The following is a 21,902-nucleotide window of genomic DNA, read 5'->3' on the forward strand; positions in this document are numbered from 1 at the left end:
CACACCAGCCCCCTTCCCGATCACGTACTTCAACGCGCCAGTACCAGCTCCCCCGGTGCATTCCGCTCGCGAAGTCCGCGATCAGCGCGGCGCAACCGGGCCCTCGCGGGTTCTCCAGGGCTGCTCATGTGAGGACGGCGAGACGTTGTGTAGGTCGCTACTCGATGTCGAGCACCCGGAACATGAGCGGCCCCGGAGGTTCCGCTACGGGAGGCCGCACGTAAAGCAATCCAAGAACCTGCTCCTAGTCGAGCTGGTCGGCCAGTTCGAGCCAGCGCCCCTCGACCTCGTCCTTGCGCTCCTGCAGGTCGCGGCGCTTGGCCTCCAGCTCCGGCAACCGCTCCGGGTCGGTGGCGGCCTCGGCGAGCTCCTCGTGCAGCTGCTTCTGCTGCTCGGTGAGCTTGTCCAGCTGCCGCTCCAGGCGGCCGAGCTCCTTGCGCGCGGCGTGCTCCTCGGCGCCGCTCAGCCCACCGGTGGTTTCCCGGCCACCGCCGTCCTCGTCCGCGCCGTCGCGGGCCTGGCGCCCGATGCTGTTGTCCTCGGACAGCAGCGACTCCCGCCGCTGGATGTACTCGTCGATGCCGCCGGGCAGGTGGGTGATCGCGCCGTCGCCGAACAGCGCGTGGACGCTGTCGCAGACCCGCTCGACCAGGTAGCGATCGTGCGAGACGACGACGAGCGTGCCGGCCCAGCCGTCCAGCAGGTCCTCGAGCTGCTGCAGCGTGTCGATGTCCAGGTCGTTGGTCGGCTCGTCGAGCACGAGCACGTTCGGTTCGCCCATGAGCAGCCGCGCCAGCTGCAGCCGGCGCCGCTCCCCGCCGGAGAGGTCCTGCACCCGGGTCCACTGCCGCCCCTTGCCGAAGCCGAACCGCTCGGCCAGCTGCGAGGCGGACAGCTCGTACTTGCCGAGCTTGACGCTGGTCGCCACCTTCTCGATCGCCTCGAGCACGCGCCACTGCTCCGGCAAGTCGTGCAGCTCCTGGGTCAGGTGGGCCAGCCGCACCGTCTTGCCCTGGACGCGCCGACCCGCGTCCGGTTCGCGCTCCCCGGCGAGCAGGTTGAGCAGCGTGGTCTTGCCGGAGCCGTTGACGCCGACGAGGCCGATCCGCTCGCCCGGGCCGAGCCGCCAGGTGACGTCGTTCAGCAGCGCGCGGTCGTCCACCCGCAGGTCGGCGTTCTCCAGTTCCACCACGGTCTTGCCGAGCCGCTGCTTGGCGAAAGCGGTCAACTCCACCGTGTCCCGCGGCTCGGGGACGTCGGCGATGAGCGCCTCGGCCGCCTCGACGCGGAACTTCGGCTTCGAGGTGCGGGCCTTGGCGCCGCGCTGCAGCCAGGCCAGCTCCTTGCGGGCGAGGTTGCGGCGCTTCTCCTCGGCCTGCTGGGCCAGCCGGGCGCGCTCCGCGCGCGCGTAGACCCAGTCGGCGTAACCGCCCTCGTACTGCTCGACGCGGCCGTCGACGACCTCCCACGTGCGGTTGCAGACGGTGTCCAGGAACCAGCGGTCGTGGGTGACGACGATCAGCGACGTGCGCCGGCCGAGCAGGTGTTCGGCGAGCCACCGCACCCCTTCCACGTCGAGGTGGTTGGTGGGCTCGTCGAGCACGATCAGGTCGAGGTCGGCCACGAGCGCGGCGGCGAGCGCCACGCGCCGCCGCTCGCCGCCGGACAGGTTGTCCACGGCGGTTTCCAACCCGAGGCGGGTGATGCCGAGACCGCCGAGCACGGAGCGGACGTTGGCGTCCGCGGCCCACTCGTGCTCGGCCGTGTAGCCCTGCGGTTCGAGGACCACGTCCCGCACCGTCGACCCGGCGGGCAGTTCGGTGCGCTGCGTGACCACGGCCGTGCGCAGGTCGCGGGCGTGGCTGACGCGCCCTTCGTCGGGCTCCTCGAGCCGGGACAGCACCTCGAGCAGCGTCGTCTTGCCGCCGCCGTTGAGCCCCACGACCCCGATGCGGTCGCCGGAGCTCACGCCGAGCGAGACGCCGTCGAGCAACGGGCGCACGCCGTAGCTCTTGTGCACCGCCTCCAGATTGACGATATTCACCATCGGGGGTTCAACCGCTCCATCGACTTCGCGTTCTCGTGGGTGCGCCCGCGCTCCGGTGCACCCCTGGACTTCCGGGAACCTCGGTACTTCCGGGCACCCCCGGGGCTTCCGGTCGGGCCCGCCCGGCACAACACTGCCCGCCCCGCCGCGGCATCCCGCGGGGTGGGGCGGCTCACGCGTGCACTTGCGGGGGTGTCGGCCGGTCGGTGTGCTCCTCGGTGACGATCCGCGCCCCGGGCACCGGGCCCTGCGCCACGCGCACCGTGCGGCACACGCCGGCCCCGGAGAGCTCGGCGGCCACGCGGACCGCCTCGTCCCCGTCCAGGCAGAGGAACGCGCAAGTCGGGCCGGAGCCGGACACGATCCCCGCGAGGGCGCCGGCCTGCACCCCGGCGCGCAGCGTGCGGCGCAGGCCGGGGCGCAGCGACACCGCAGCCGACTGCAGGTCGTTGCCCAGCAGCAGCGCGAGCTGCCGCGGGTCGCCCGAGGCCAGGGCCTCCAGCAGCGGTTCCACGTCGCCGACCCGGTGCGGTTTGCTCTCCGCCCGCAGCCGGTCCAGTTCGGCGTACACCTGGGGGGTGCTCATGCCCTCGTCGTCCAGGGCGATGACCCAGTGGAACGGGTGCCGCGCCAGCACGGGCACGAGCCGCTCACCGCGTCCGGTGCCGAGCGCGGTGCCGCCGTGCAGGGCGAACGGCACGTCGCTGCCGAGCGGGGCGGCGAGATCGGAGAGCTCGTCGCGGCCCAGTTCGAGCCGCCACAGCTGGTTCAGCGCCAGCAGCGTCGCCGCCGCGTCGGCGCTGCCGCCGGCCATGCCCCCGGCGACCGGGATGCCCTTGTGGATGGACAGCCGCACGCCCGGCTCGTCCGGGTCCCGCTCGGCGCGCTCGGCCATGACCCGCACCGCCCGCCAGGCGAGGTTGTCCGCGTCCGCGGGCACCACGTCGGCGCCCTCCCCGTACACCTCGATGCCGGACTGCTCGGAGGTCACCACGGTGACCTGGTCGACCAGGGAGAGCGCCTGGAAGACGGTGACCAGCTCGTGGTACCCGTCCGGGCGCGCGTCTCCCGCGGCCAGGTGCAGGTTCACTTTCGCTGGCACGCGGACGGTGATCGGCGTTGGAACCACGGAGAGCACACTCAAAGCGTACGTGCCGCCCCCGGGTTAGGGTCGACTCGCCTGGGCAGGGCGCGGCGCGCGGAGCACGAGGAGGGGCCGGGCGCGTGCGCCCGGCCCCGCAGCGGTGTGCTGCCGCGATCACGCGGCCGGTTCGACCGCCGCGCCCCACTTCTCGTTGATGAAGTCCTTGACCTGCTGCGAGGTCAGCAGCTCGGCGAGCTTGCGCACCCGCGGGTCGTCCTTCATCTGCGGGGTGCTGACCAGACCGTTGACGTACGGGTCGTTCTTGACGTCCTCCACCGCGATCGGGTCCTCGAGGCCGGCCTTGATCGCGTAGTTGCCGTTGACCACGGCCGCGGCGGCGTCCTGCACCGTGCGCGGCAGCTGGTCGGCGGCCAGCGGCTTCAGCTCGAGGTTCTTCGGGTTCTCCGCGACGTCGCGGACGCCGGCGTTCTGCCCGGCGCCCGGCTCGAGCTTCAGCACTCCCTCGGCCTGCAGCAGCTTCAGCGCGCGGGCCTGGTTGGCCGGGTCGTTCGGAACGGTGACGGTCGCGCCCTGTTGGAGGTCCTGCAGGTCGTCGACCTTCTTCGAGTGCACGCCGAGCGGCTCGCTGTGCACGTCGGTGACCCAGGAGAACTCGCCGCCGCGCTCGGACTCGTACTTCTCCAGGAACGGCTTGTGCTGGTAGTAGTTCGCGTCGAGCTCGCCGTGCTGCAGCGCGTCGTTCGGGCGGTTGTAGTCGTCGAACTGCTCGATCTCGAAGTCGAGGCCGGCGTCCTCGGCGAGGTTGTCCTTGACGAACTCGAGGACCTCGGCGTGCGGGGTGGGGCTCGCGCCGATCTTCAGCGGCGCCTGCGGGTCCTCCTGCGCGGGGGTGCCGCCCCCGCCGCAGGCCGCCAGCGCGAACACGGCGGATCCCAGCAACGCAGCGAAACGCGTACGCATGAACAGTCCTTTCTGGACAGAAAAGGGCACACCCGTCCCCGCGTCGCGCGGACGTGCGGGGTGCCCGCCCCCGACGGGAGGCGTCAGGGGATTGCGGAAAACAACTCAGCGGCCGGTACCGGGCCCCGGCGGCCGCCCGCGGTCACCCGCTGGCGGCGCGGCGCCGGTCCACGAGCTTGGCGACCGCGTCGGTGGTCAGCTGCATGGCGAAGGCCAGGGCCCCGAGCACCACGACCGAGCTGTAGAGCACCCGGTCGTCGTAGCCCTGGTAGCCGTCCTGGATCGCGGTGGTGCCGAGCCCGCCGCCGCCGATCGCGCCGGCCATGGCGGCGTAGCCGATCAGCGCCACGGCGGTGACGCCCACCGCGCCGACCAGCGCGGCCCGGGCCTCGCCGAGCAGCACCGTCCACACGATGCGCAGCCGGCTCGACCCGGTCGTCACCGCGGCCTCCACCACGGTGAAGTTCACCTCGCGCAGCGCGTTCTGCGTCAACCGCGCGAAGAACGGCACGGCTCCCACGGTCAGCGGCACGATCACCGCGGTGCTGCCGATGGAGGTGCCCACCAGCAGCCGCGTGAACGCCGCCAGCACGACCAGCAGCACCACGAACGGCACCGAGCGGACCACGTCGACGATCACGCCGAGGACCCTGTACAACGTCGGCCGCGGGTTCAGCCCGACCGGCGAAGTCATGTGCAGCAGCACGCCGAGCGGTAGCCCGCCGAGCACTGCGAGCAGGGTCGCCACCAGCACCATGTACAGGGTTTCGACCGTCGCTGGGCCGAGGAGTTCGAACACCTCGGCCCAGGGGGTCACATCAGTCACGCGGCAACTCCGTCAACACTCACTGGGCTGCGACGCACGTGCGCGTCGCGCTCGACCATCCACTTCAGGGCGGACTCGGACCGCTCACCGGTGATCCCGATCCGGAACTTCGCCACCGGGGTGTCGCCCAGGCGGGTCAGTCCGCCGCCGAGGATGTCCAATCCCACGTCGAACCGGCTCGAGGCCTCCGGCAGCAGCGCCCCCACCGCGGCGAACCCGACCAGCACGACCTCGGCGACGACGTCGTGCTGCCCGCCGACGGCGCCGACGACGCGGTCGGCCTGGTCGGTCTCCGGCAGCAGGGTCGTGCCGATCCGGCTGCCCGGTTCGGTGACGAGGTCCAGCACCCTGCCGTTCTCGACCACGCTGCCCTGCTCCAGCACGGCGACGTCATCGGCGACGCGGCGCACCACCGCCATGTCGTGGGTGACCACGAGCACGGTGACGCCCAGTTCGGAGCGGACGCGGTCGAGCACGGTCAGCACCGAGTCGGTCGTGCCCGGGTCCAGCGCGGAGGTCGGCTCGTCGGCCAGCAGCACCGAGGGCTTCGCCGCCAGCGCGCGGGCGATCGACACGCGCTGCCGCTGCCCGCCGGAGAGCTGGTCCGGGTAGATCGAGGCCTTGTCCGACAGGCCGACGAGGTCGAGCAGCTCGGCGACGCGGCTGCGCCGCTGCGGTGCGCCCACCTTCGCCGCCTCCAGCGGCAGGGCGACGTTGCCGGCCGCGGTGCGCTGCCGCAGCAGCGAATCCCCTTGCGGCACAACGCCGATCTGCCGACGGGCGGCGCGCAGGTCGCGCCCCTGCAGCGAGAGCAGGTCGGTCCCGTCGACGCGGATGGCGCCGCTCTCGGGGCGCTCCAGCAGCGCGAGGCACCGGGCGAGCGTGGACTTGCCGGCACCGCTCGACCCGACCACGCCGCAGACGCTGCCCGCAGGCACCTCGAGCGACACGTTGTCCAGGGCACGCACGGTTTCCCCGTTGTGCGGGAAGGTTTTCGTCAGGTTCTCAACAGTGATCACGATCGGCTCCAGATCAGCTCGCACCGGCCCTGGACACACGAATGCCCGGGGCGGAGTGGGAAGGAGGACGGCTGGGGGATCACATCCCAGTTCGACAGCCGGTCGTGGTGCGCCGCCCGTGATCGATGACGCGCCGTTGCGTCAGCAGCCTCGGGGAGGGAACGCAGCGCTCCGAGCGCTCCGCCGCGTCGAGTCCGGCGAGTGCGCTTCCGCCGGTCGGGCCGGGCTGACTGGCAGGCAGGGAAATGGACACCACAACTCCATCGTTCCTGGCGTTAGCACCTGCCCGGGGGTGGTTGCTGCGGCGTCGTCGAGCCAGGTCTCTCGGCCGCTCAGGATGGGTTCTTCGCGATTTCCCGAATAGTAGACCCTACTGGCACGCTCCCGCGCAAGCTGTTATGGCCCACGTAACGAAACGGATCGGACATGTCGCGCCCACGCGTTCGAGTGGCGACGACGCGCGTTCGGGTGGCCACAGCTCGCGTTCAACCCGGAGGCGTTCGTCCGCGGAGTCCCGTTCCGGACGCGTTCGGCCCGGGGCGCGAGGTGCTCGCACCCTCGCGCTGATCCCGCGGAACGGGTACCTCGGAACGGGCACCGCCGAACGGGGTCAGCCGCGGGCGCGCTCCACGATGCGCGCGAAATCGGCCACGCGCAGCCGCTCCCCGCGGGCCGCGGGGTCGATGCCCGCCGCCCGCAGCAGCTCCTCGGCGCGCCCGGCCGAACCCGCCCACGGCGACAGCGCCGCGCGCAGCGTCTTCCGGCGCTGCGCGAAGGCCTGGTCGACGAGGCGGAACACCTCCTCGCGCGGCACCGCCGAGGGCGGATCGACGCGCTCGAACGCCACCAGCCCGGATCCCACGTTCGGCACCGGCCAGAACACGCCGCGCGGAACGGAACCGGCGCGCCGCACTTCGGCGAACCACGCGGCTTTCACGCTCGGCACGCCGTAGTCGCGCCCGCCCGGGCTGGCGGCGAGCCGGTCGGCGACCTCGGCCTGCACCATCACGAGTCCACTGCGCACGCTCGGCAGTTCCGCGAGCAGGTGCAGCACCACCGGCACGGCCACGTTGTACGGCAGGTTCGCCACCAGCGCGCTCGGGTTCTCCGGGAAGTCCTCCGCGCGCACGCGCAACGCGTCCGCCTGCACGGTGCGCAGGTGCTCGCTGCGCTCCGGGGCGCGCTCGGCGACCGTGCGCGGCAGCCGCCCCGCCAGCGCCGCGTCGACCTCGACCGCGGTGACCGCGCGGACCCGGTCCAGCAGCCCCAGGGTCAGCGACCCCAGTCCCGGTCCCACCTCGAGCACCACGTCGCCGGCGTCCACACCGGCGGTGGACACGATGCGCCGCACCGTGTTGGCGTCGTGCACGAAGTTCTGCCCGAGCTTCTTGGTCGGGCGGATCCCGAGCTCCTCGGCCAGCCTGCGCACATCGGCCGGGCCGAGCAGTGTCGCCTGCTGGTCCACGCGCACCAATGTACCGGCCGGGGGCGGCGGCGATCGGACGCGTCCGCGACGGATCCGACCCGCTCTCCCGCGTTTCCGGCCGAGACCGCGGTCGCGGCCGGAGACACCACCGCCGCACCGGTCCGTCAGGCGAGCGGCGAAGCCGCTTCCTGCCCGCGTGCGCGGACCGACCCGCCGGGGGTTCTCCCAGCTACCCCCATCCACCCGCCCTCAACGGCCAATTCCGCGCAGCCACTCAGCTCAGGCCGAGCTCGCTCGAGCACGCCGGCCAGGCGCCGTAGCCCCCGCGCGAGTCGCGCACCTTCTCGGCGACGGAGATCTGCTGCTCGCGGCTGGCCTGGTGCGGGTACTCGGCGTACTGGTCGCCGCCGAAGGCGTCCCACGTGGACTTGTCGAACTGCAGCCCGCCGTAGTAGCCGTTGCCGCTGTTGATCTGCCAGTTGCCGCCGGCCTCGCACTGCACGAGCTTGTCCCACACACCGCTGTTCGGCGGTTCCTTGCCGCCGACGCGGATCACGCGGGGCTCGGCCTGCTGGACGACCTTCTCGTTGATGGTCTCCCGGGAGACCTCGTCGCCGTTGTGCTCGGTCACGCGGGTGACCAGGATCTTCTCCCCGGCCTTGCCGGGGTTCTCGACGTGCTCCTCGCCCTTGAGCATGGAGTTGTCGACGATCTCCTGCACCGGCGGTTCGATCGGCTGGCGCACGTTGATCACCGAGCGGTCGGTGCGGTCGATGCGCACCTCGGTGCCGTCGGTGATCTTCTGGCCGCCGCCGGGCGTGACCTCGTCCTGCGGCCCCAGCTCGAGGTTCTGCTCGCGGAGCAGGTCCTGGACGGTGACCGCGTGCGTGGTGATCGGACGCGGCTGGCCGGAGCCGTCGACGACCGTGATGTCCTTGCTCGTCTGCACGCTGACGGTCATGCCGTCGCGCGGAACGGCCCGGTTGAGGTCCGCGGAGACCTGGGCGTCCTGCACGGACACGCCCATCTGCCGCAGCGCCTGGCCGACGGTGGCCGAGCGGACCCACTCCTCGCGCTGCTGCCCGTCCACGGACACCTTCATCAGGCGGCCGCGGTCGAGCGTGATGGTGTCGCCGTGGTTGACCTCGGCCTGCGGGGAGGGGCTCAGCGCGTCGTGCGGCCCCACGTTGATGCCCTCGTCCTCGAGGACCTCGCCGACCGTGGAGTCGTAGGTGTTGACGGACAGCTCCTTGCCGTCCACCTCGACCGTGACGGACTTGTCCATCGCAGCCGCGGCAGCGCCGCCACCGGTCAGCGACAGCACGACCGCGGCCACGGCGCCCTTGACGAAGCGCCGCTTCCAGGCGGTGAGCGCTTCCTCGCCCTCCTCCCGGTCGGCTTCGGACTGCGCTTCCGGCTGCGCCTCGGCCTCCGCCGGCTCGTCCGGGACCACCGGCAGCGGCACCGCGGGCAGCACCGTGGTCTCGGCGTTGATCAGCCGGATGACCTCGTGGACGTCGATGTCCGCCGTGGCCAGCAGGTCCTCGGCGTCCGAGCCGAGCGCCTCGTAGACGTCCTGCGGGGTGATCTCCAGGGTGCCCGGCGGAATGCTCGGGTAGTCATCGGACGGGAAACCGCGGAGCGCGCGCTCCATCGTGTCCGGGAAGCTCCCGATCGCCGGGATGTCCTGCGTGGACAGCACCGGGTCCGGGGCCTCGGCCGTGCGCGGGCGGTCCAGCACGCCCACGGCGCTCGCCCGCGCCGCGGGGCGGGACTGCGCCTCGCTCGGGTCGATCCAGGTCCGCTCCGCGCTGCGCGGCTGGTGCCACGCGGCGGTGTCCTCGATCACTCCGGCCAACCGGCCGGTCCGCCACTGGTCGGCGCCCCCGCCGGGACCGCGCCTGCCGCCCCGCGGAATCGTGTTCGCCGGTATCCCGGATGTCGCCTGGTCGACACCGCTGCGCGCGGGATTGCCGGGGTCGTCGCTTTCGTTCACCGGGTCGCTACCTCCCGAAGGCGCAAAAGCCGTACCTGCGGGACTCGGCGAGCCGCACTCTCCCCCGTGGGGCGCATGCCGGACACTCCTGTCCCGGGTCAGCACGGTGCTTTCGTGCTTCGCGTGTGTACTCGACTCCCGTAGCCGAGCGCCGTCCCAGCCAATCCGGCGGATTGGCTCCCCGACGTGCTCCGGCGGCGACTAGCGGGCATCCGTTCCCACGGCACTCGTTGACGTGGGTTATGGCGCTGAGACTTTAGCGTGATCTCCGCTGCCGAACCAAGGAACCAACATCGCTATGTGACTCGTATTACCCAACATCGCGGACCTGACCGTCACGCGCGGTGACATTTCGCCGCAGCTGCGCTCCCGTTCGTCACTCGTTCAGCGGTACTCCCGCGCTCGACGGCCGGCGAGCGCGCACAGTGCTCCCCGGCGCGGCCCGCGCGCTCAACGCGAACGGAATTCGCTGGTGACGACCGCGCAGGAGGACGGCAGCGGCGCTCGCGTCACCGCGGCAGCCCCAGCTTCCGGGAGCACGCGGGCCACGCCCCGTAGCCGCCGCGATCGGCGCGGACCGCTTCACCGACTGAAATCTGCTGCTCCCGCGAAGCGTTGTGGGCATATCCGGCGAACCGGTCGCCCTCGTAGGCTCGCCAGGTCCGCGCGTCGAACTGCAGCCCGCCGTAGTAGCCGTTGCCGGTGTTCGCCTGCCAGTTGCCGCCCGCCTCGCACTCGGCGAGCCTGTCCCACACGAGCCGGCCCTCGGCGCCCGCGGGGGCCGCCTGCGCGGCCAGCGCGGGACCGGCCGCGGCGCCGAGCGCGAACACCGCCGCGAGGGCGAAGCGCCCGGAAGCGCGGGCAGCGCGACCGCGGTGCCGGGGAACGGGGCCGCGGCGCTCGGGAACGGGGGCGCGGTGCTCGGGGAGATCGGCGTGCTGGGAGGAACCGGCCGTACCGCCGTCGTTGCGCATAACCGTCCTGACTCTCGCGGGTCCGGGCAGAGGACGCGGGAACCGCGGGTGCTCGGTGCGCCGCGGCGGCTCCCGGTTCGGGGGCTCCTCATCCCGGCTTCCACTTCGGACGGTACGAAGTGCGCACTCCCCCGCAAGCCGGACGACGACGCGCCGCTCTTACCACATCACGCGACGAGTCCGGATCCAGGTGTCAGGCCACGGGATCGAGTGAAAACGTCCGCTCGGCGGTGCGCGTGGTCGCCACGGTGAGTTCCTCCAGCGGCTGGCCGCGCAGCTCGGCGAGATCCCGAAGAGTGTAATTCACGCAGTACGGCTCGTTCGGACGCCCGCGGTAGGGGTGCGGGGCCAGGAACGGGGCGTCGGTCTCCACCAGCATCTGCTCCGCGGGCGCGATCTCCGCCGCCGCGCGCACCCCCTTGGCGTTGCGGAACGTCGCCGTGCCCGCGAAGGACAGCACGTAGCCCGCGTCCAGGCACCGCCGGGCGACGTCGGCGTCACCCGAGAAGCAGTGGAACACGACGGTTTCCGGAGCACCCTCCTCGTCGAGGATGCGCAGGATGTCCTCGTGCGCCTCGCGGTCGTGGATCATCAGCGGCTTGCCGCAGCGCTTGGCGAGGTCGATGTGCCAGCGGAAGGCCTCCTGCTGCGCCGCGGGCGAGGCGTAGTCCCAGTAGTAGTCCAGCCCCGTCTCCCCGACCGCGACGACCCGCGGGTGGTCGACGAGCCCGGTGAGCACCTCGCGGTCGGAGTCGTCGAACTTCTCCGTGCGCGTCGGGTGCAGCGCCACGGCGGCGACGACGCGCTCGTCCCACTCGGCCGCGCGCACCGTCCACTGCGCCGACTCGATGTCGTCGGCGACCGTCACCAGCCGGCCCACCCCGGCCCGCGCGGCGCGGTCGGCCGCCGCGCGCACGCCCTCCGGCGTCGTCGCACCGATGGCGTCCAGGTGGGTGTGCGCGTCCACCGCCGCCGCCGGTAACGACTCGGGCACCGGCGGCAGCTCCCGCTTGCTGCTCATCATCCCTCCACATCAGCGGTGGTGCGGGAACACCACCGTCCACACACGACGGAGGCACCGCCGCCGGTCCGCGACCGGGCGGGGTGCCTCCTCGAACGCGCCGCCGATCACTCCGCCGGCGTCACTCCGGGATCGGCGCCCATTCCGGGCCGGTGTCGGCCAGCTCCTGGTCGACCTTGCCGAACAGGGGCTTCGGCTTCGCCAGCGGACGGCCCACCGGCACCTCCTGCGGGCCCCAGCTCGCCTGCTCCTGCTCGTACTCGCCCATGAGCACGGGGTACTGCGACCCGTCACCGGCGTCGGAGACCTCGTGCAACTCCGGCTGGGCCGACCACACGCCGGTCCCGCCGAGCAGTTCGTGCACCTTCTGCCCCGAGTGCGGCAGGAACGGCGTCAGCAGGGCGTTGGCGTCCGCCACCACCTGCAGCGCGGTGTGCAGCACCGAATCGCGGCGGTCCGGGTCGTCGCCGAGCTTCCACGGCTCCTGGTCGGACAGGTACTTGTTCGCCGCGCTGACCACGCGCATCGCCTCCTGCGCGGCGTTCTTGAACCGCGAACCGCGCAGGTTCGCGCCCACGGTGTCGAAGGCCTCGCGGGCCTGCCGGCGCAGCTGCTCGTCCTCCTCGCGCGGAGCGTTCGGCGCGGGCACGCCGCCGTTGTTCTTCGCGGCCAGCGAGATCGCCCGGTTGACCAGGTTGCCCCACTCGTTGGCCAGCTCGAAGTTCGTCCTGCGGACGAACTCGTCCCAGGTGAAGTCGGTGTCCTGGTTCTCGGGCCCGGCCACGGAGATGTAGTACCGCAGCGCGTCCGGGCCGAACTCGCGGAGGAAGTCGCGGACGTAGATGACCGTGCCCCGCGAGGTGGAGAACTTCGAGCCGCTCATCGTGAGGAACTCGCTGGAGACGATCTCGTCCGGCAGCTTCAGCTCGCCGTACGGGCCGGTCTCACCGCCCCTGTCGCCCTGGCCGTTGTGGCCCATGAGCAGCGCCGGCCAGATCTGGGCGTGGAAGGTGATGTTGTCCTTGCCCATGAAGTAGTAGGCCTGCGCGGACGGGTCGGTCCACCACGCCTGCCACGCGTCGGGGCGGCCGATGCGCTGGGCCCACTCGACGCTGGCGGAGAAGTAGCCGATCACCGCGTCGAACCAGACGTACAGCCGCTTCATCGACTGGTCCCGCCAGCCCTCCAGCGGGATCGGCACGCCCCAGTCGAGGTCGCGGCTGATCGCCCGGGGGCGCATGTCCTCGACGAGGTTGCGCACGAACCGCAGCACGTTCGGCCGCCAGTCGGTGCGCGTGGACAGCCACTTGCCGAGCGATTCGGTGAACGCGGGCAGGTCCAGGAACAGGTGCTCGGTCTCCTGGAACGCCGGGCGCTCTCCGTTGATCCGCGAGACCGGGTTGATCAGGTCGGCCGCGTCGAGCTGGTTCCCGCAGTTGTCGCACTGGTCGCCGCGCGCGCTGTCGGCCCCGCAGAGCGGGCAGGTGCCCTCGATGTAGCGGTCCGGCAGCGTGCGACCGGTCGACGGGCTGATCGCCCCGGTGGTCGTCTTCGGCTGGATGTAGCCGTTGCGGTACATCGCCTTGAAGATCTCCTGCACCACGGCGTAGTGGTTGCTCGTCGTGGTGCGGGTGAACAGGTCGTAGGACAGCCCGAGGCCCTGCAGGTCCTCGGCGATGACGCGGTTGTACTTGTCGGCGACCTCCCGCGGGCTCAGGCCCTCCTTCTCGGCCTGCACCAGGATCGGCGTGCCGTGCTCGTCCGTGCCGGACACCATGAGCACCCGGTTGCCCGCCATTCGCTGGTAACGCGTGAACACGTCCGACGGCACACCGAAACCCGACACGTGGCCGATGTGCCGCGGACCATTGGCATAGGGCCAGGCCACGGCAGTCAACACGGAGGTGCTCATGTTTCCAGCCTACGGCGCACCACCGGAACCGCTCGAACCGCCCGCCCCGCGCGCCGCCGGGTCCCGAGGAGGGCGGGGCGGTGGACTTTTTCCCGGGAAATGCGTCCCTCCCGTCACTCGAGCGGGGGTGGAGCGCGGCAGCGGCCCGTCCGCCGAGCGCCCCTCACCCGACCAGGTCGGCGCGGAACAGGTCCACGTTGTACGGGCCCCACTGGGTGAGCGTGAAGTACAGCGCCGGCCGGTCCCGCGGCCACGGGCACTGGAACCCGCCGTACAGCGCCGGGTAGTCGAAGCCGGCCACCGCGACCTCCCCCGCGCTCCACGGCCCGGTCAGCTCCGGAGCGCTGCGCAGCACGATCGCCGCGCGGTGCTCGTCCAGGTGCGTGGCCAGCCACACCCCCAGGTAGTCGTGGAACCCCACCGAGACCTCCCCGACCGGCGCGGGCAGCAGCGCCGCGGCGCGGTACGGGTCCTCGCCCCAGCCGTCGCCGGTCCAGTACCGGTAGGCGCGCGCCTGCAGCAGGTCCTCCGCCGGCACCGCGGCCAGGTGCGCCGCCCCGAACCGCCCGCTGGGCGTGCCGAGCAGGTACACCCAGCCGTCCACGACCCCGGCGAACCCGACCATCTGGAACGGGTGCCCGCCCTGGTCGCGGCGGCGCAGCCGGTCGAGCGTCCGCTGCTTGCGGTTCGGCCACACGGCCGTGCGCGACTTCGTCCACGTCCGGCCGCCGTCCTCGGAGAAGGCCAGACCGGCGTAGTTCGTGTGCCACACGCCCGGCACTCCCCAGCACCGGACGGACATGTAGTGCAGGTACTCCCGCCCGTCGACGGAGATCCCCGAGGTCGGGATGATCGTCGCCGCGCGCACCTCCCGGTCCGGTGCCAGCACCTGGCCGGCCGCGCCGTCCCCGCGGGGGAGCATCCAGTCCAGCCGCAACCCCGCCCCCGGGTCGGCGGCGCCGCTGCGGGCGAGCACGTTGCAGCGCCAGTCGGCCGTGCGGGGCCCGGCCCCGTAGCCGCCCCAACCGCTGCCGTAGGTGTCGCCGAACGCGACGAGCATCCCCCCGTCGGCGCTGCGCCAGGGGATGCCGAGGTCCGTGGCGGTGACCCCGAAGCGGCTCGCGGTCCGGTTCCGCGACTCCTCGCCGGTCACGCGTCCGATCCGGACGCTGGTGAGCACGCGCACCATGGAGCCCACCGTAGACCGGCGGGCGCGGCGGCGCCCCGCGCCGGCGGCCCCGACGCGCAGCAGCGGGAACGCGAGCCAGGTCACCCCGCCACCTCCGGCGGCGGGAGCGGTGGTGCGCACCCGGCATACTCGGCGGGATGCAGCTGTACACGCGGCCGCTGGACGCCGACGCCCACCCCTCGGCGGTGCTGCGGGCGCTCGTCGCCCGCGCCCGGCGCCGCCACCTGCCCGGCCCGGCCGCGCTGACCGGCGAGTGGTTCGGCTCGAGCGCGGTGCTGGCCCCCTCCGTGGCGATCACCCCGCGGGAGTCCGAGTTCGGCCCGCTCGACGCGGCCGACCCCCCGGTGTCCGGCGACCGGCCGGGGGCGGTCGGCGGCGGGTGGATCGGCTACCTCGGCTACCCCGACCGCCACGCCCAGCCGCGGCGCCTGCCCCGCACCGCGTGGGGTTGGGCCGACCACGTGCTGCGCCGCGACCGCGACGGCCGGTGGTGGTTCGAAGCGCTGGGCGCCGAACCGCCGCCCGCGGAACTGATCACCGAGCTCGCCGGGCTCGTGCGCACCGCGTCCGCACCGGCGACGGCCCACCGGACCGCCCCGGCCGGGTGGACCGGAACGGCCGCGCACCCGGACGGCGAGCAGCACCGCAAAGCGGTGCGGCGCTGCGTCGCCGAGATCGCCGCCGGGGAGATCTTCCAGGCCAACATCTGCTGCCGGTTCGGCGTGCGCTCCGACGCCGAACCGTGGGAGGTCTTCGCCCACGGCAGCGCCCGGTTCTCCCCGGCCCGCGCGGCGTACCTGGCCGGCCCGTGGGGAGCGGTCGCGTCCCTGTCACCCGAGCTGTTCCTGCGGCGCACCGGGCGCGAGGTCCGCTCCCGGCCGATCAAGGGCACGCTGCCGCGCCGCGGACCCGCCGACGACGCCAACGCGGAAGCGCTGCGCTCCTCGGCCAAGGACACCGCCGAGAACGTGATGATCGTGGACATGGCGCGCAACGACCTCGGCCGCGTCGCCGAGGTCGGCACGGTCACCGTGCCGCGGCTGCTCGAGGTGGAACCGCACCCCGGCGTGTGGCACCTCGTCTCCGAGGTGCGCGCCGAGGTCCCCGCCGACCTGCCCCACGGGCGGCTGCTGCGGGCGACGTTCCCGCCCGCCTCGGTGACCGGCGCGCCGAAGCCCCGGGCGGTGCAGATCATCGACGAGCTGGAGGCGCAGCCGCGCGGCCTCTACTGCGGTGCGATCGGCATGGCCTCCCCCGCGGCCGGCATGGAGCTCAACGTGGCCATCCGCACGCTGGAGCACCGCGACGGTGAGTACGAGTTCGGCGTGGGCGGCGGCATCACCGCCGACTCCGACCCGGACGCCGAGTGGCAGGAGAGCCTCACCAAGGCCGCGCCCCAGCTGGCCGTGCTCGGCGCCGCGGAACGGTAGGCCGCGCGCAGCGCGTTCCGCGCCCGGATCTCCGCCGCGGACTCGCTCACTCCTGCTCGCGGGCGGCCAGCACCGCGTCGTAGAGCTCCTTCTTGCGGACACCGGACAGCTCGGCCACCTCGGCGACCGCGTCCTTGAGCCGCACGCCCGCGGAGGCCCGCTGCTCCACCTGCGGCACGAGCGCGCGCGGATCGCTCGGCGCCACCTCGGCGCCGCCGAGCACCACGGTCAGCTCCCCGCGCACACCCGCGGCGGCCCACTCGGCGAGCTCGGCCAGCGAGCCCCGCCGGACCTCCTCGTAGGTCTTGGTCAGCTCCCGGCACACCGCGGCCGGGCGGGACCCGCCCAGCACGTCCACCGCGTCGGCCAGCGTGTCGGCCAGCCGGTGCGGGGCCTCGAAGAACACGGCGGTGCGCCGCTCGGTGCGCAGCACGTCGAACCACCGCCGCCGCTCGCCCGACTTGCGCGGCGGGAAGCCTTCGAAGCAGAACCGGTCCGAGGGCAGGCCGGACAGCGCCAGCGCCGTGGTCACCGCCGACGGCCCGGGCAGGCAGGTCACCGCGATCCCCTCGGCCGCGCACGCGGCGACCAGGCGGTAGCCCGGGTCGGAGACGCTGGGCATGCCCGCGTCGGTGACGAGCAGCACGGTGCTGCCGCCGCGCAGGTCCGCCAGCAGCGCGTCCGTCCGGGCGGCCTCCACCGCGTCGTAGTAGCTGACGACCCGGCCGGTGGGCAGCGCCTCGATGCTGGAGGCGAGGGCGCGCACCCGGCGCGTGTCCTCGGCCGCGACGACGTCGGCGGTGCGCAGCGCTTCGCGCAGCCGCGGCGAGGCGTCCCGCGCGTCCCCCAGCGGGGTCGCCGCGAGCAGCAGGGTTCCCGAAGCGTCAGGTGCCGGCATCGCCTTCGAGCCTAGACCGCGCGCGATCGCCCGGTCGGCCGAGGTGGCCGTGCACCGGCGGTCACCGCCCACCCCTACGATCCCGGGGGTGTGAGCGTCCTCGTGCCCGAATCCACCGGCCGTTCCGACGAGCTGGTTCCCGCCGGGCGGACTCCGCCGCCCGGAGCTCCCGGGCAGCGCGACCCGCGCGGGCCGCTGCGCGTGGCCATGCCCCCCGACCGCCTCCGGGGGTGGCTCGTCGCGCTCGTGCTGGGGGTGCTCGGCGGGCTGGTGCGGCTGTGGAACCTGGGGCACCCCACCGACGACGGCACGCCGATCTTCGACGAGAAGCACTACGTGCCGCAGGCGTGGCAGATGCTGCGCAACGGCGGTTACGAGGACAACCCGGGCTACGAGCTGGTCGCGCACCCGCCGGTGGGCAAGCAGCTCATCGCCGTGGGCGAGTGGCTGCTCGGCTACGGCCCGTGGGGCTGGCGGATCACGGCGGCGCTGGCCGGGACGCTGATGATCGTGCTGATCGTCCGCATCGGCCGCAGGCTGACCCGCTCGACCCTGCTCGGGGCGGTCGCCGGGGTGCTGCTGATCTGCGAGGGGCTCAGCCACGTGCAGTCGCGGGTGGGCATGCTCGACGTCTTCCAGGCGGTGTTCGTCCTCGCCGCCTTCGGCTGCCTGCTCGTCGACCGCGACCAGGTCCGCCAGCGCCTGGAGCGGGTCGTCGCCGAAGGCCGCGCGACCGCCTCCGACTGGGGACCGCGGCTCGGTTTCCGCTGGTGGCGGCTGGCCACCGGGGTGTCGCTGGGCCTGGCCTGCGGGGTGAAGTGGAACGGCGTCTACTGGCTCGCCGCGTTCGGTCTGCTCTCGGTGCTCTGGGACGCCCTGGCGCGGCGCACCGCCGGGGTGCGCCGACCGTGGGCGGGCGCGCTGCTGCGGGACACCCCCGCCGCGCTGTGGGCGCTGCTCGTGCTGCCGCTGGTGGTGTACTTCGGCACCTGGGCCGGCTGGTACGCCAGCGAGACGGCCACGGACCGGCACGCGGTGGACCTCGACCAGGTCGGGTTCGGCTTCCTGCCCGACATGTTCCGCTCGCTGCTGCACTACCACTTCAACGTGCTGGAGTTCCACGAAGGACTGACCTCGTCGCACCCGTGGGAGTCGAAACCGTGGTCGTGGCCGATGGGTCTGCGGCCGATGGCCTACGCGATCGACGAGACCGCCAGCGGCTGCGGCCGCCCGGAGTGCGTCGAGGCCACGATGCTGCTGGGCACGCCGGCCCTGTGGTGGGCGGCGCTGCCCGTGGCGGGCTGGGCGGTCTGGCGCGCGGCGGCCCGCTTCGACTGGCGGTACGCGGCGGTGCTCGTCGCCTACTCCGGCGGGTACCTGCCCTGGTTCCTCAACCTCGACCGCACCATGTACTACTTCTACGCCACTCCGCTGGCGCCGTTCCTGGTGCTGGGGATCACGCTGGTGCTCGGGGAGGTGCTCGGCAGGGCCACCGACACCGCGGAACGCCGGCGCACGGGTCTGCTGGCGGTGTCGTTGTACATCGGGCTGGTCGTGGCGAACTTCCTGTGGCTGTGGCCGGTGCTCAACGCCGAGCCCATCACCCAGGGCCACTGGGACGCGGAGCTGTGGCTGCCCTCCTGGCGGTGACCGGCCGGGGGAGTCCGCGGATTGGCTGGTGTAGCGGGTCGTGCGGGGAATCCCCGTCGGGTCGGTCCGCGCGCGTGGGGAGGAAGCGGCTGCACCGCTTGCCTTGACGGACCGCTGCGGCCAAGCACACGGCCACCGAACCGCGCGACCGCTGACGCTGCCCTCCTGGCGGAGCCGTGGTGTTGGAAGCGGTCGTAGACTGCGCCGCATGGTCCACGCCCCGGACGAACCGCTGCCCGAGGTCACGGCGAGCGAATCCGCCCTGCGCCGTTTCCTGCACGGCCTGCCCGCCGTCGACGCGGTGGGGTTGCAGCAGCGCGCTGACGAGCTCGCCGGCCGAGCGCTCAAGGACGGCACCAAGGACCGGGCCATCGACGCGGCCATCGGCATGCTCGACCTGACCACCTTGGAAGGCGCCGACACGCCCGAGGCGGTGCGGCGGCTCTGCGGGCGGGCGCGGCACCCGGACCCGCCCGCGGCGGCACCGCCGGTGGCGGCGGTGTGCGTCTACCCGGACCTGGCCGCGACCGCCGTCGCCGCGACCCGGGGGTCTCCGGTGCGGGTCGCCTCGGTGGCCACGGCCTTCCCCGCCGGCCGGGCGTCGCAGGAGGTCAAGCTCGCCGACGTGCGGCAGGCGGTCGAGGCCGGCGCCGAGGAGGTCGACATGGTGCTCGACCGGGGAGCGTTCCTGGCCGGACGCTGCGGCCGGGCGCACGAGGAGATCCGCGCGGTCAAGCAGGCCTGCGGCGGCGCGCACCTGAAGGTGATCCTGGAGACCGGTGAGCTCGGCACGTACGACGCGGTGCGCCGGGCCTGCTGGCTGGCCCTGCTGGCGGGGGCGGACTTCGTGAAGACCTCCACCGGCAAGACCTCCCCGGCGGCCACCCTGCCGGTCACGCACGTGCTGCTGCAGGCGGTCCGCGACTGGCACGCGGCCACCGGCCGCCGGTGCGGGGTGAAACCGGCCGGCGGGATCCGCAGCACGAAGGACGCGCTGCGCTACCTGGTCGCCGTGCGGGAGGTCGCCGGAGCTGCGTGGCTCACGCCGGAGCTGTTCCGGTTCGGCGCGTCGAGCCTGCTGGACGATCTGCTGCTGCAGCGGCGCACCCGTGCGGGACGCGCGCGGGTGCGGTCCCACTACGGCACGAAACGCGACCTGGCGGTGGAGTGAATGACGGAGATCCCCTGGGAGTACGCCCCGGCGCCGGAGTCGGCGGGAGCGGCGCAGCTCGCCGCGCGCTACCGGCCGTTCGTCGCCGGCGAGTTCCGCGGCGGCCGCGGACCCGCGCGCCCCGACCGGAACCCGGCCACGGAGGCAGCGCTCGCCGAGGTCGCCACCGCCGCACCCGCGGAGGCGGCCGAGGCGGTGGAGGCCGCGCGCACCGCGCTCGCGGAGTGGGCGGAGGTGCCGGGCGCGCGGCGCGCCAAGCACCTGTTCCGCCTCGCACGGCTGCTGCAGGAGCGCGCGCGGGAACTGGCCGTGCTGGAAACGCTGGACACCGGGCGTCCTGTGGCGCACACGCGGGAGGGCGACCTGCCGAGCGCGGCCGCGTGGCTGTTCCACTACGCCGGGTGGGCCGACAAGCTGGAGTTCGCCGGGTTCGGGGAGCGGCCGCGGCCGCTCGGCGTCGTCGCGCAGCTGCTGTCCGCCGACGCGCCGCTGCTCTCGCTGGTGCGCGCGGCCGCGCCGGCGCTGGCCTGCGGCAACACCGTGGTGGTCAAGCCGTCGCCGCACACCCCGCTGAGCGCGCTGGTCTTCGCCGAGGTGTGCCGGCAGGCCGGGTTGCCCGCGGGCGTGGTCAACGTGCTGCCCGGCGACGCCGAGCTCGGCGCGGCGCTGGCGGGCTCCGCGGTGGACCAGCTGTTCCTGTCCGGCTCGGCGTCGGCCGCGGCGGCGGTGCGCAGCGCGGCCGGTGCGGTGCCGCTGCGGGTGGACGCGACCGCCCCGGCCGCGCACGTGATCTTCGACGACGCCGCGCTCGACCAGGCCGTGGACGGTGTGCTGCGGGGCTGCGGGCAGTCCGGGCTGATCGGCTCCAGGGTGTTCGTGCAGGAGCCGCTGGCCGAGCGGTTCACCGAGCACCTGCGGGCCCGGTTGGACGCGGTGCGGGTCGCCGACCCGCTGGACCGCAACACCGAGGTCGGACCGCTCGTGACCGAGCGGCGGCGGGAGCGGTTCGCTGCGCTGGTGGACGAGGCGGCGGCCGCGGGCGCGCTGGTGCACGCGGCCGCCGCGGAGCTGCCGGAGCGCGGGTGGTTCGTCCGGCCGGCAGTGTGCACCGGGGTCGACGGGACGCTGCCGGTGGCGCGGGAGGCACCGGGCGGGCCCGTGCTGGCGGTGCGCACGTTCCGCACGCCGGAGGAGGCCGTGGCCGGGGCGGGCGACGCGGCCTGCGGTGCCGCCGGCGTCTGGACGGAGAAGGGCTCGCGCGCCCTGTGGGCCGCGGAGCGGATGCGCGCCGAGGTGACCTGGGCGAACACCACCCACCGGTATGACCCGGCCGCTGCGGCCGGCAGCACCGGTGGCCGTTCCGGTTTGGAGACGTACCTCGATGTCTGACACCCGGGAGCGACTCACCGTGGCCAAGACGTACAAGCTCGCGATCGGCGGGCGGTTCCCGCGCTCCGAGTCCGGCCGCGTGTACCCGGTGCACTCCTCCGGCGGGGCGTTCCGCGCGAACGCGGCCCAGGCCTCGCGCAAGGACGTGCGGGACGCGGTCGCCGCGGCGGTGAAGGCCGCGGGCGGCTGGGCGGCGACGAGCCCGCACAACCGGGGGCAGGTGCTCTACCGGGTGGCCGAGATGCTCGAGTCCCGCCGCGCCGAGTTCACCGCCCTGCTCGACGCCTCCGGCGCCGAGCTCGCCGCGCCGGACACCTCGGCGGTCGTGGACCTGGCGGTGGACCGGCTGGTCTGGTACGCGGGCTGGACGGACAAGATCGGGACGGTGCTGGGCTCGCCCAACCCGGTCGCCGGGCCGCTGCTGTCGGTGAGCGCGCCGCGACCGGTCGGCGTGGTCGGCGTCGTCTGCCCCGCCGCATCGCCGCTGCTCGCCGCGGTCAGCCTGCTCGCCCCGGCGCTGGCCGCGGGCAACGCGTGCGTGGTGCTGGCCAGCGAGCCGGACCCGATCCCGGCGAGCACCCTGGCCGAGGTCCTGGCGACCTCGGACGTCCCCGACGGGCTCGTGAACGTGCTGAGCGGTTCGCCGGCGGAGCTGGCGCCGTGGCTCGTCGGGCACGACGACGTGGCGCTCGTGGACGCCCCCGGGGCGGACGCGGAGCTGGCCGCGCAGCTGCGGGACGTCGCGGCCGCGGCCGCCGCGGACCTGCGCACCGGTGCGGAGCCGGACTTCACCGCCCCTGCCGGGCCGGCGCGGCTGCGCGCGTGCACGCGCACGACGACCTCGTGGCACCCGGTGGGCGCGTGAGGCGCGCAGGAGGTTCCGCTGCGG

The 21,902-nt window shown here is 73.7% G+C and carries 17 protein-coding genes and 1 riboswitch; of the genes, 5 read left to right on the forward strand and 12 right to left on the reverse strand.

Annotated features, from left to right (window positions below):
• Positions 1 to 244: 244 nt before the first annotated feature.
• The 11 genes from ACVGV0_RS19985 to ACVGV0_RS20035 all read right to left on the reverse strand — a co-directional run bounded on the left by ACVGV0_RS19985 (position 245) and on the right by ACVGV0_RS20035 (position 14,559).
• Positions 245 to 2,047 (reverse strand): ABC-F family ATP-binding cassette domain-containing protein, encoded by a 1,803-nt coding sequence (locus ACVGV0_RS19985; RefSeq protein WP_459157221.1) that lies wholly within the window; start codon positions 2,045 to 2,047, stop codon positions 245 to 247.
• 172 nt (positions 2,048 to 2,219) lie between these two features.
• The gene (locus ACVGV0_RS19990; RefSeq protein WP_459160076.1) at positions 2,220 to 3,176 is read right to left on the reverse strand and encodes a 4-(cytidine 5'-diphospho)-2-C-methyl-D-erythritol kinase; all 957 of its coding nucleotides are present in this window, start codon (positions 3,174 to 3,176) and stop codon (positions 2,220 to 2,222) included.
• Positions 3,177 to 3,305: 129 nt separating this feature from the next.
• Complete coding sequence (locus tag ACVGV0_RS19995; protein ID WP_459157222.1) at positions 3,306 to 4,112, reverse strand: MetQ/NlpA family ABC transporter substrate-binding protein; 807 nt, start codon at positions 4,110 to 4,112, stop codon at positions 3,306 to 3,308.
• 142 nt (positions 4,113 to 4,254) lie between these two features.
• The gene (locus ACVGV0_RS20000; protein ID WP_459157223.1) at positions 4,255 to 4,938 is read right to left on the reverse strand and encodes a methionine ABC transporter permease; all 684 of its coding nucleotides are present in this window, start codon (positions 4,936 to 4,938) and stop codon (positions 4,255 to 4,257) included.
• Positions 4,935 to 5,957 carry a methionine ABC transporter ATP-binding protein gene (locus ACVGV0_RS20005; protein WP_459157224.1) on the reverse strand — a complete coding sequence of 341 codons (1,023 nt, stop codon included), beginning with the start codon at positions 5,955 to 5,957 and terminating at the stop codon, positions 4,935 to 4,937. The genes ACVGV0_RS20000 and ACVGV0_RS20005 overlap by 4 nt, the downstream gene beginning before the upstream one ends.
• A gap of 257 nt (positions 5,958 to 6,214) precedes the next feature.
• A riboswitch (SAM riboswitch) is annotated at positions 6,215 to 6,301 on the reverse strand.
• A gap of 266 nt (positions 6,302 to 6,567) precedes the next feature.
• A complete protein-coding gene (gene rsmA, locus ACVGV0_RS20010; protein ID WP_459157225.1) occupies positions 6,568 to 7,422 on the reverse strand; it encodes a 16S rRNA (adenine(1518)-N(6)/adenine(1519)-N(6))-dimethyltransferase RsmA in 855 nt (284 codons plus the stop codon).
• 235 nt (positions 7,423 to 7,657) lie between these two features.
• Entirely contained in the window at positions 7,658 to 9,379 is a 1,722-nt protein-coding gene (locus ACVGV0_RS20015; protein ID WP_459157226.1) for a transglycosylase family protein, read from the reverse strand.
• 509 nt (positions 9,380 to 9,888) lie between these two features.
• Positions 9,889 to 10,353, reverse strand: coding sequence for a transglycosylase family protein (locus ACVGV0_RS20020; protein WP_459157227.1), 465 nt, complete (start codon positions 10,351 to 10,353; stop codon positions 9,889 to 9,891).
• Positions 10,354 to 10,546: 193 nt separating this feature from the next.
• The gene (locus ACVGV0_RS20025) at positions 10,547 to 11,374 is read right to left on the reverse strand and encodes a TatD family hydrolase (RefSeq protein WP_459160077.1); all 828 of its coding nucleotides are present in this window, start codon (positions 11,372 to 11,374) and stop codon (positions 10,547 to 10,549) included.
• A gap of 121 nt (positions 11,375 to 11,495) precedes the next feature.
• A complete protein-coding gene (gene metG, locus ACVGV0_RS20030) occupies positions 11,496 to 13,286 on the reverse strand; it encodes a methionine--tRNA ligase (protein ID WP_459157228.1) in 1,791 nt (596 codons plus the stop codon).
• Positions 13,287 to 13,449: 163 nt separating this feature from the next.
• Positions 13,450 to 14,559, reverse strand: coding sequence for a DUF4185 domain-containing protein (locus ACVGV0_RS20035; RefSeq protein ID WP_459157229.1), 1,110 nt, complete (start codon positions 14,557 to 14,559; stop codon positions 13,450 to 13,452).
• A gap of 53 nt (positions 14,560 to 14,612) precedes the next feature.
• Here ACVGV0_RS20035 and ACVGV0_RS20040 point away from each other — a divergent pair, with 53 nt between their 5' ends.
• A complete protein-coding gene (locus tag ACVGV0_RS20040; protein ID WP_459157230.1) occupies positions 14,613 to 15,905 on the forward strand; it encodes an aminodeoxychorismate synthase component I in 1,293 nt (430 codons plus the stop codon).
• Positions 15,906 to 15,951: 46 nt separating this feature from the next.
• On the opposite strand, the gene rsmI is transcribed toward ACVGV0_RS20040, so the two are convergent.
• Complete coding sequence (gene rsmI / locus ACVGV0_RS20045; RefSeq protein ID WP_459157231.1) at positions 15,952 to 16,803, reverse strand: 16S rRNA (cytidine(1402)-2'-O)-methyltransferase; 852 nt, start codon at positions 16,801 to 16,803, stop codon at positions 15,952 to 15,954.
• Between the two features lie 90 nt (positions 16,804 to 16,893).
• Here rsmI and ACVGV0_RS20050 point away from each other — a divergent pair, with 90 nt between their 5' ends.
• From ACVGV0_RS20050 to ACVGV0_RS20065, 4 genes are all read left to right on the forward strand, one after another.
• Entirely contained in the window at positions 16,894 to 18,453 is a 1,560-nt protein-coding gene (locus tag ACVGV0_RS20050; protein WP_459157232.1) for a dolichyl-phosphate-mannose--protein mannosyltransferase, read from the forward strand.
• Between the two features lie 208 nt (positions 18,454 to 18,661).
• On the forward strand, positions 18,662 to 19,624 hold the full coding sequence (deoC, locus tag ACVGV0_RS20055; RefSeq protein WP_459157233.1) for a deoxyribose-phosphate aldolase: 963 nt from the start codon (positions 18,662 to 18,664) through the stop codon (positions 19,622 to 19,624).
• Positions 19,625 to 21,013, forward strand: a complete 1,389-nt coding sequence (locus ACVGV0_RS20060; RefSeq protein WP_459157234.1) for an aldehyde dehydrogenase family protein — start codon at positions 19,625 to 19,627, stop codon at positions 21,011 to 21,013. It abuts the gene before it with no gap.
• Positions 21,006 to 21,878 (forward strand): aldehyde dehydrogenase family protein, encoded by an 873-nt coding sequence (locus ACVGV0_RS20065; protein ID WP_459157235.1) that lies wholly within the window; start codon positions 21,006 to 21,008, stop codon positions 21,876 to 21,878. Before ACVGV0_RS20060 ends, ACVGV0_RS20065 begins: the two co-directional genes overlap by 8 nt.
• Positions 21,879 to 21,902: the final 24 nt, after the last annotated feature.

The organism is Salinifilum ghardaiensis (assembly GCF_054491345.1).

Coding starts and splice junctions, on each gene's coding strand:
- ACVGV0_RS19985 (WP_459157221.1), bottom strand. CDS start 2,047: ATGGTGAATATCGTCAATCTGGAGGCGGTGCACAAGAGCTACGGCGTG.
- ACVGV0_RS19995 (WP_459157222.1), bottom strand. CDS start 4,112: ATGCGTACGCGTTTCGCTGCGTTGCTGGGATCCGCCGTGTTCGCGCTG.
- ACVGV0_RS20020 (WP_459157227.1), bottom strand. CDS start 10,353: ATGCGCAACGACGGCGGTACGGCCGGTTCCTCCCAGCACGCCGATCTC.
- ACVGV0_RS20025 (WP_459160077.1), bottom strand. CDS start 11,374: ATGAGCAGCAAGCGGGAGCTGCCGCCGGTGCCCGAGTCGTTACCGGCG.
- metG (WP_459157228.1), bottom strand. CDS start 13,286: ATGAGCACCTCCGTGTTGACTGCCGTGGCCTGGCCCTATGCCAATGGT.
- ACVGV0_RS20040 (WP_459157230.1), top strand. CDS start 14,613: ATGCAGCTGTACACGCGGCCGCTGGACGCCGACGCCCACCCCTCGGCG.
- rsmI (WP_459157231.1), bottom strand. CDS start 16,803: ATGCCGGCACCTGACGCTTCGGGAACCCTGCTGCTCGCGGCGACCCCG.
- deoC (WP_459157233.1), top strand. CDS start 18,662: ATGGTCCACGCCCCGGACGAACCGCTGCCCGAGGTCACGGCGAGCGAA.
- ACVGV0_RS20060 (WP_459157234.1), top strand. CDS start 19,625: ATGACGGAGATCCCCTGGGAGTACGCCCCGGCGCCGGAGTCGGCGGGA.
- ACVGV0_RS20065 (WP_459157235.1), top strand. CDS start 21,006: ATGTCTGACACCCGGGAGCGACTCACCGTGGCCAAGACGTACAAGCTC.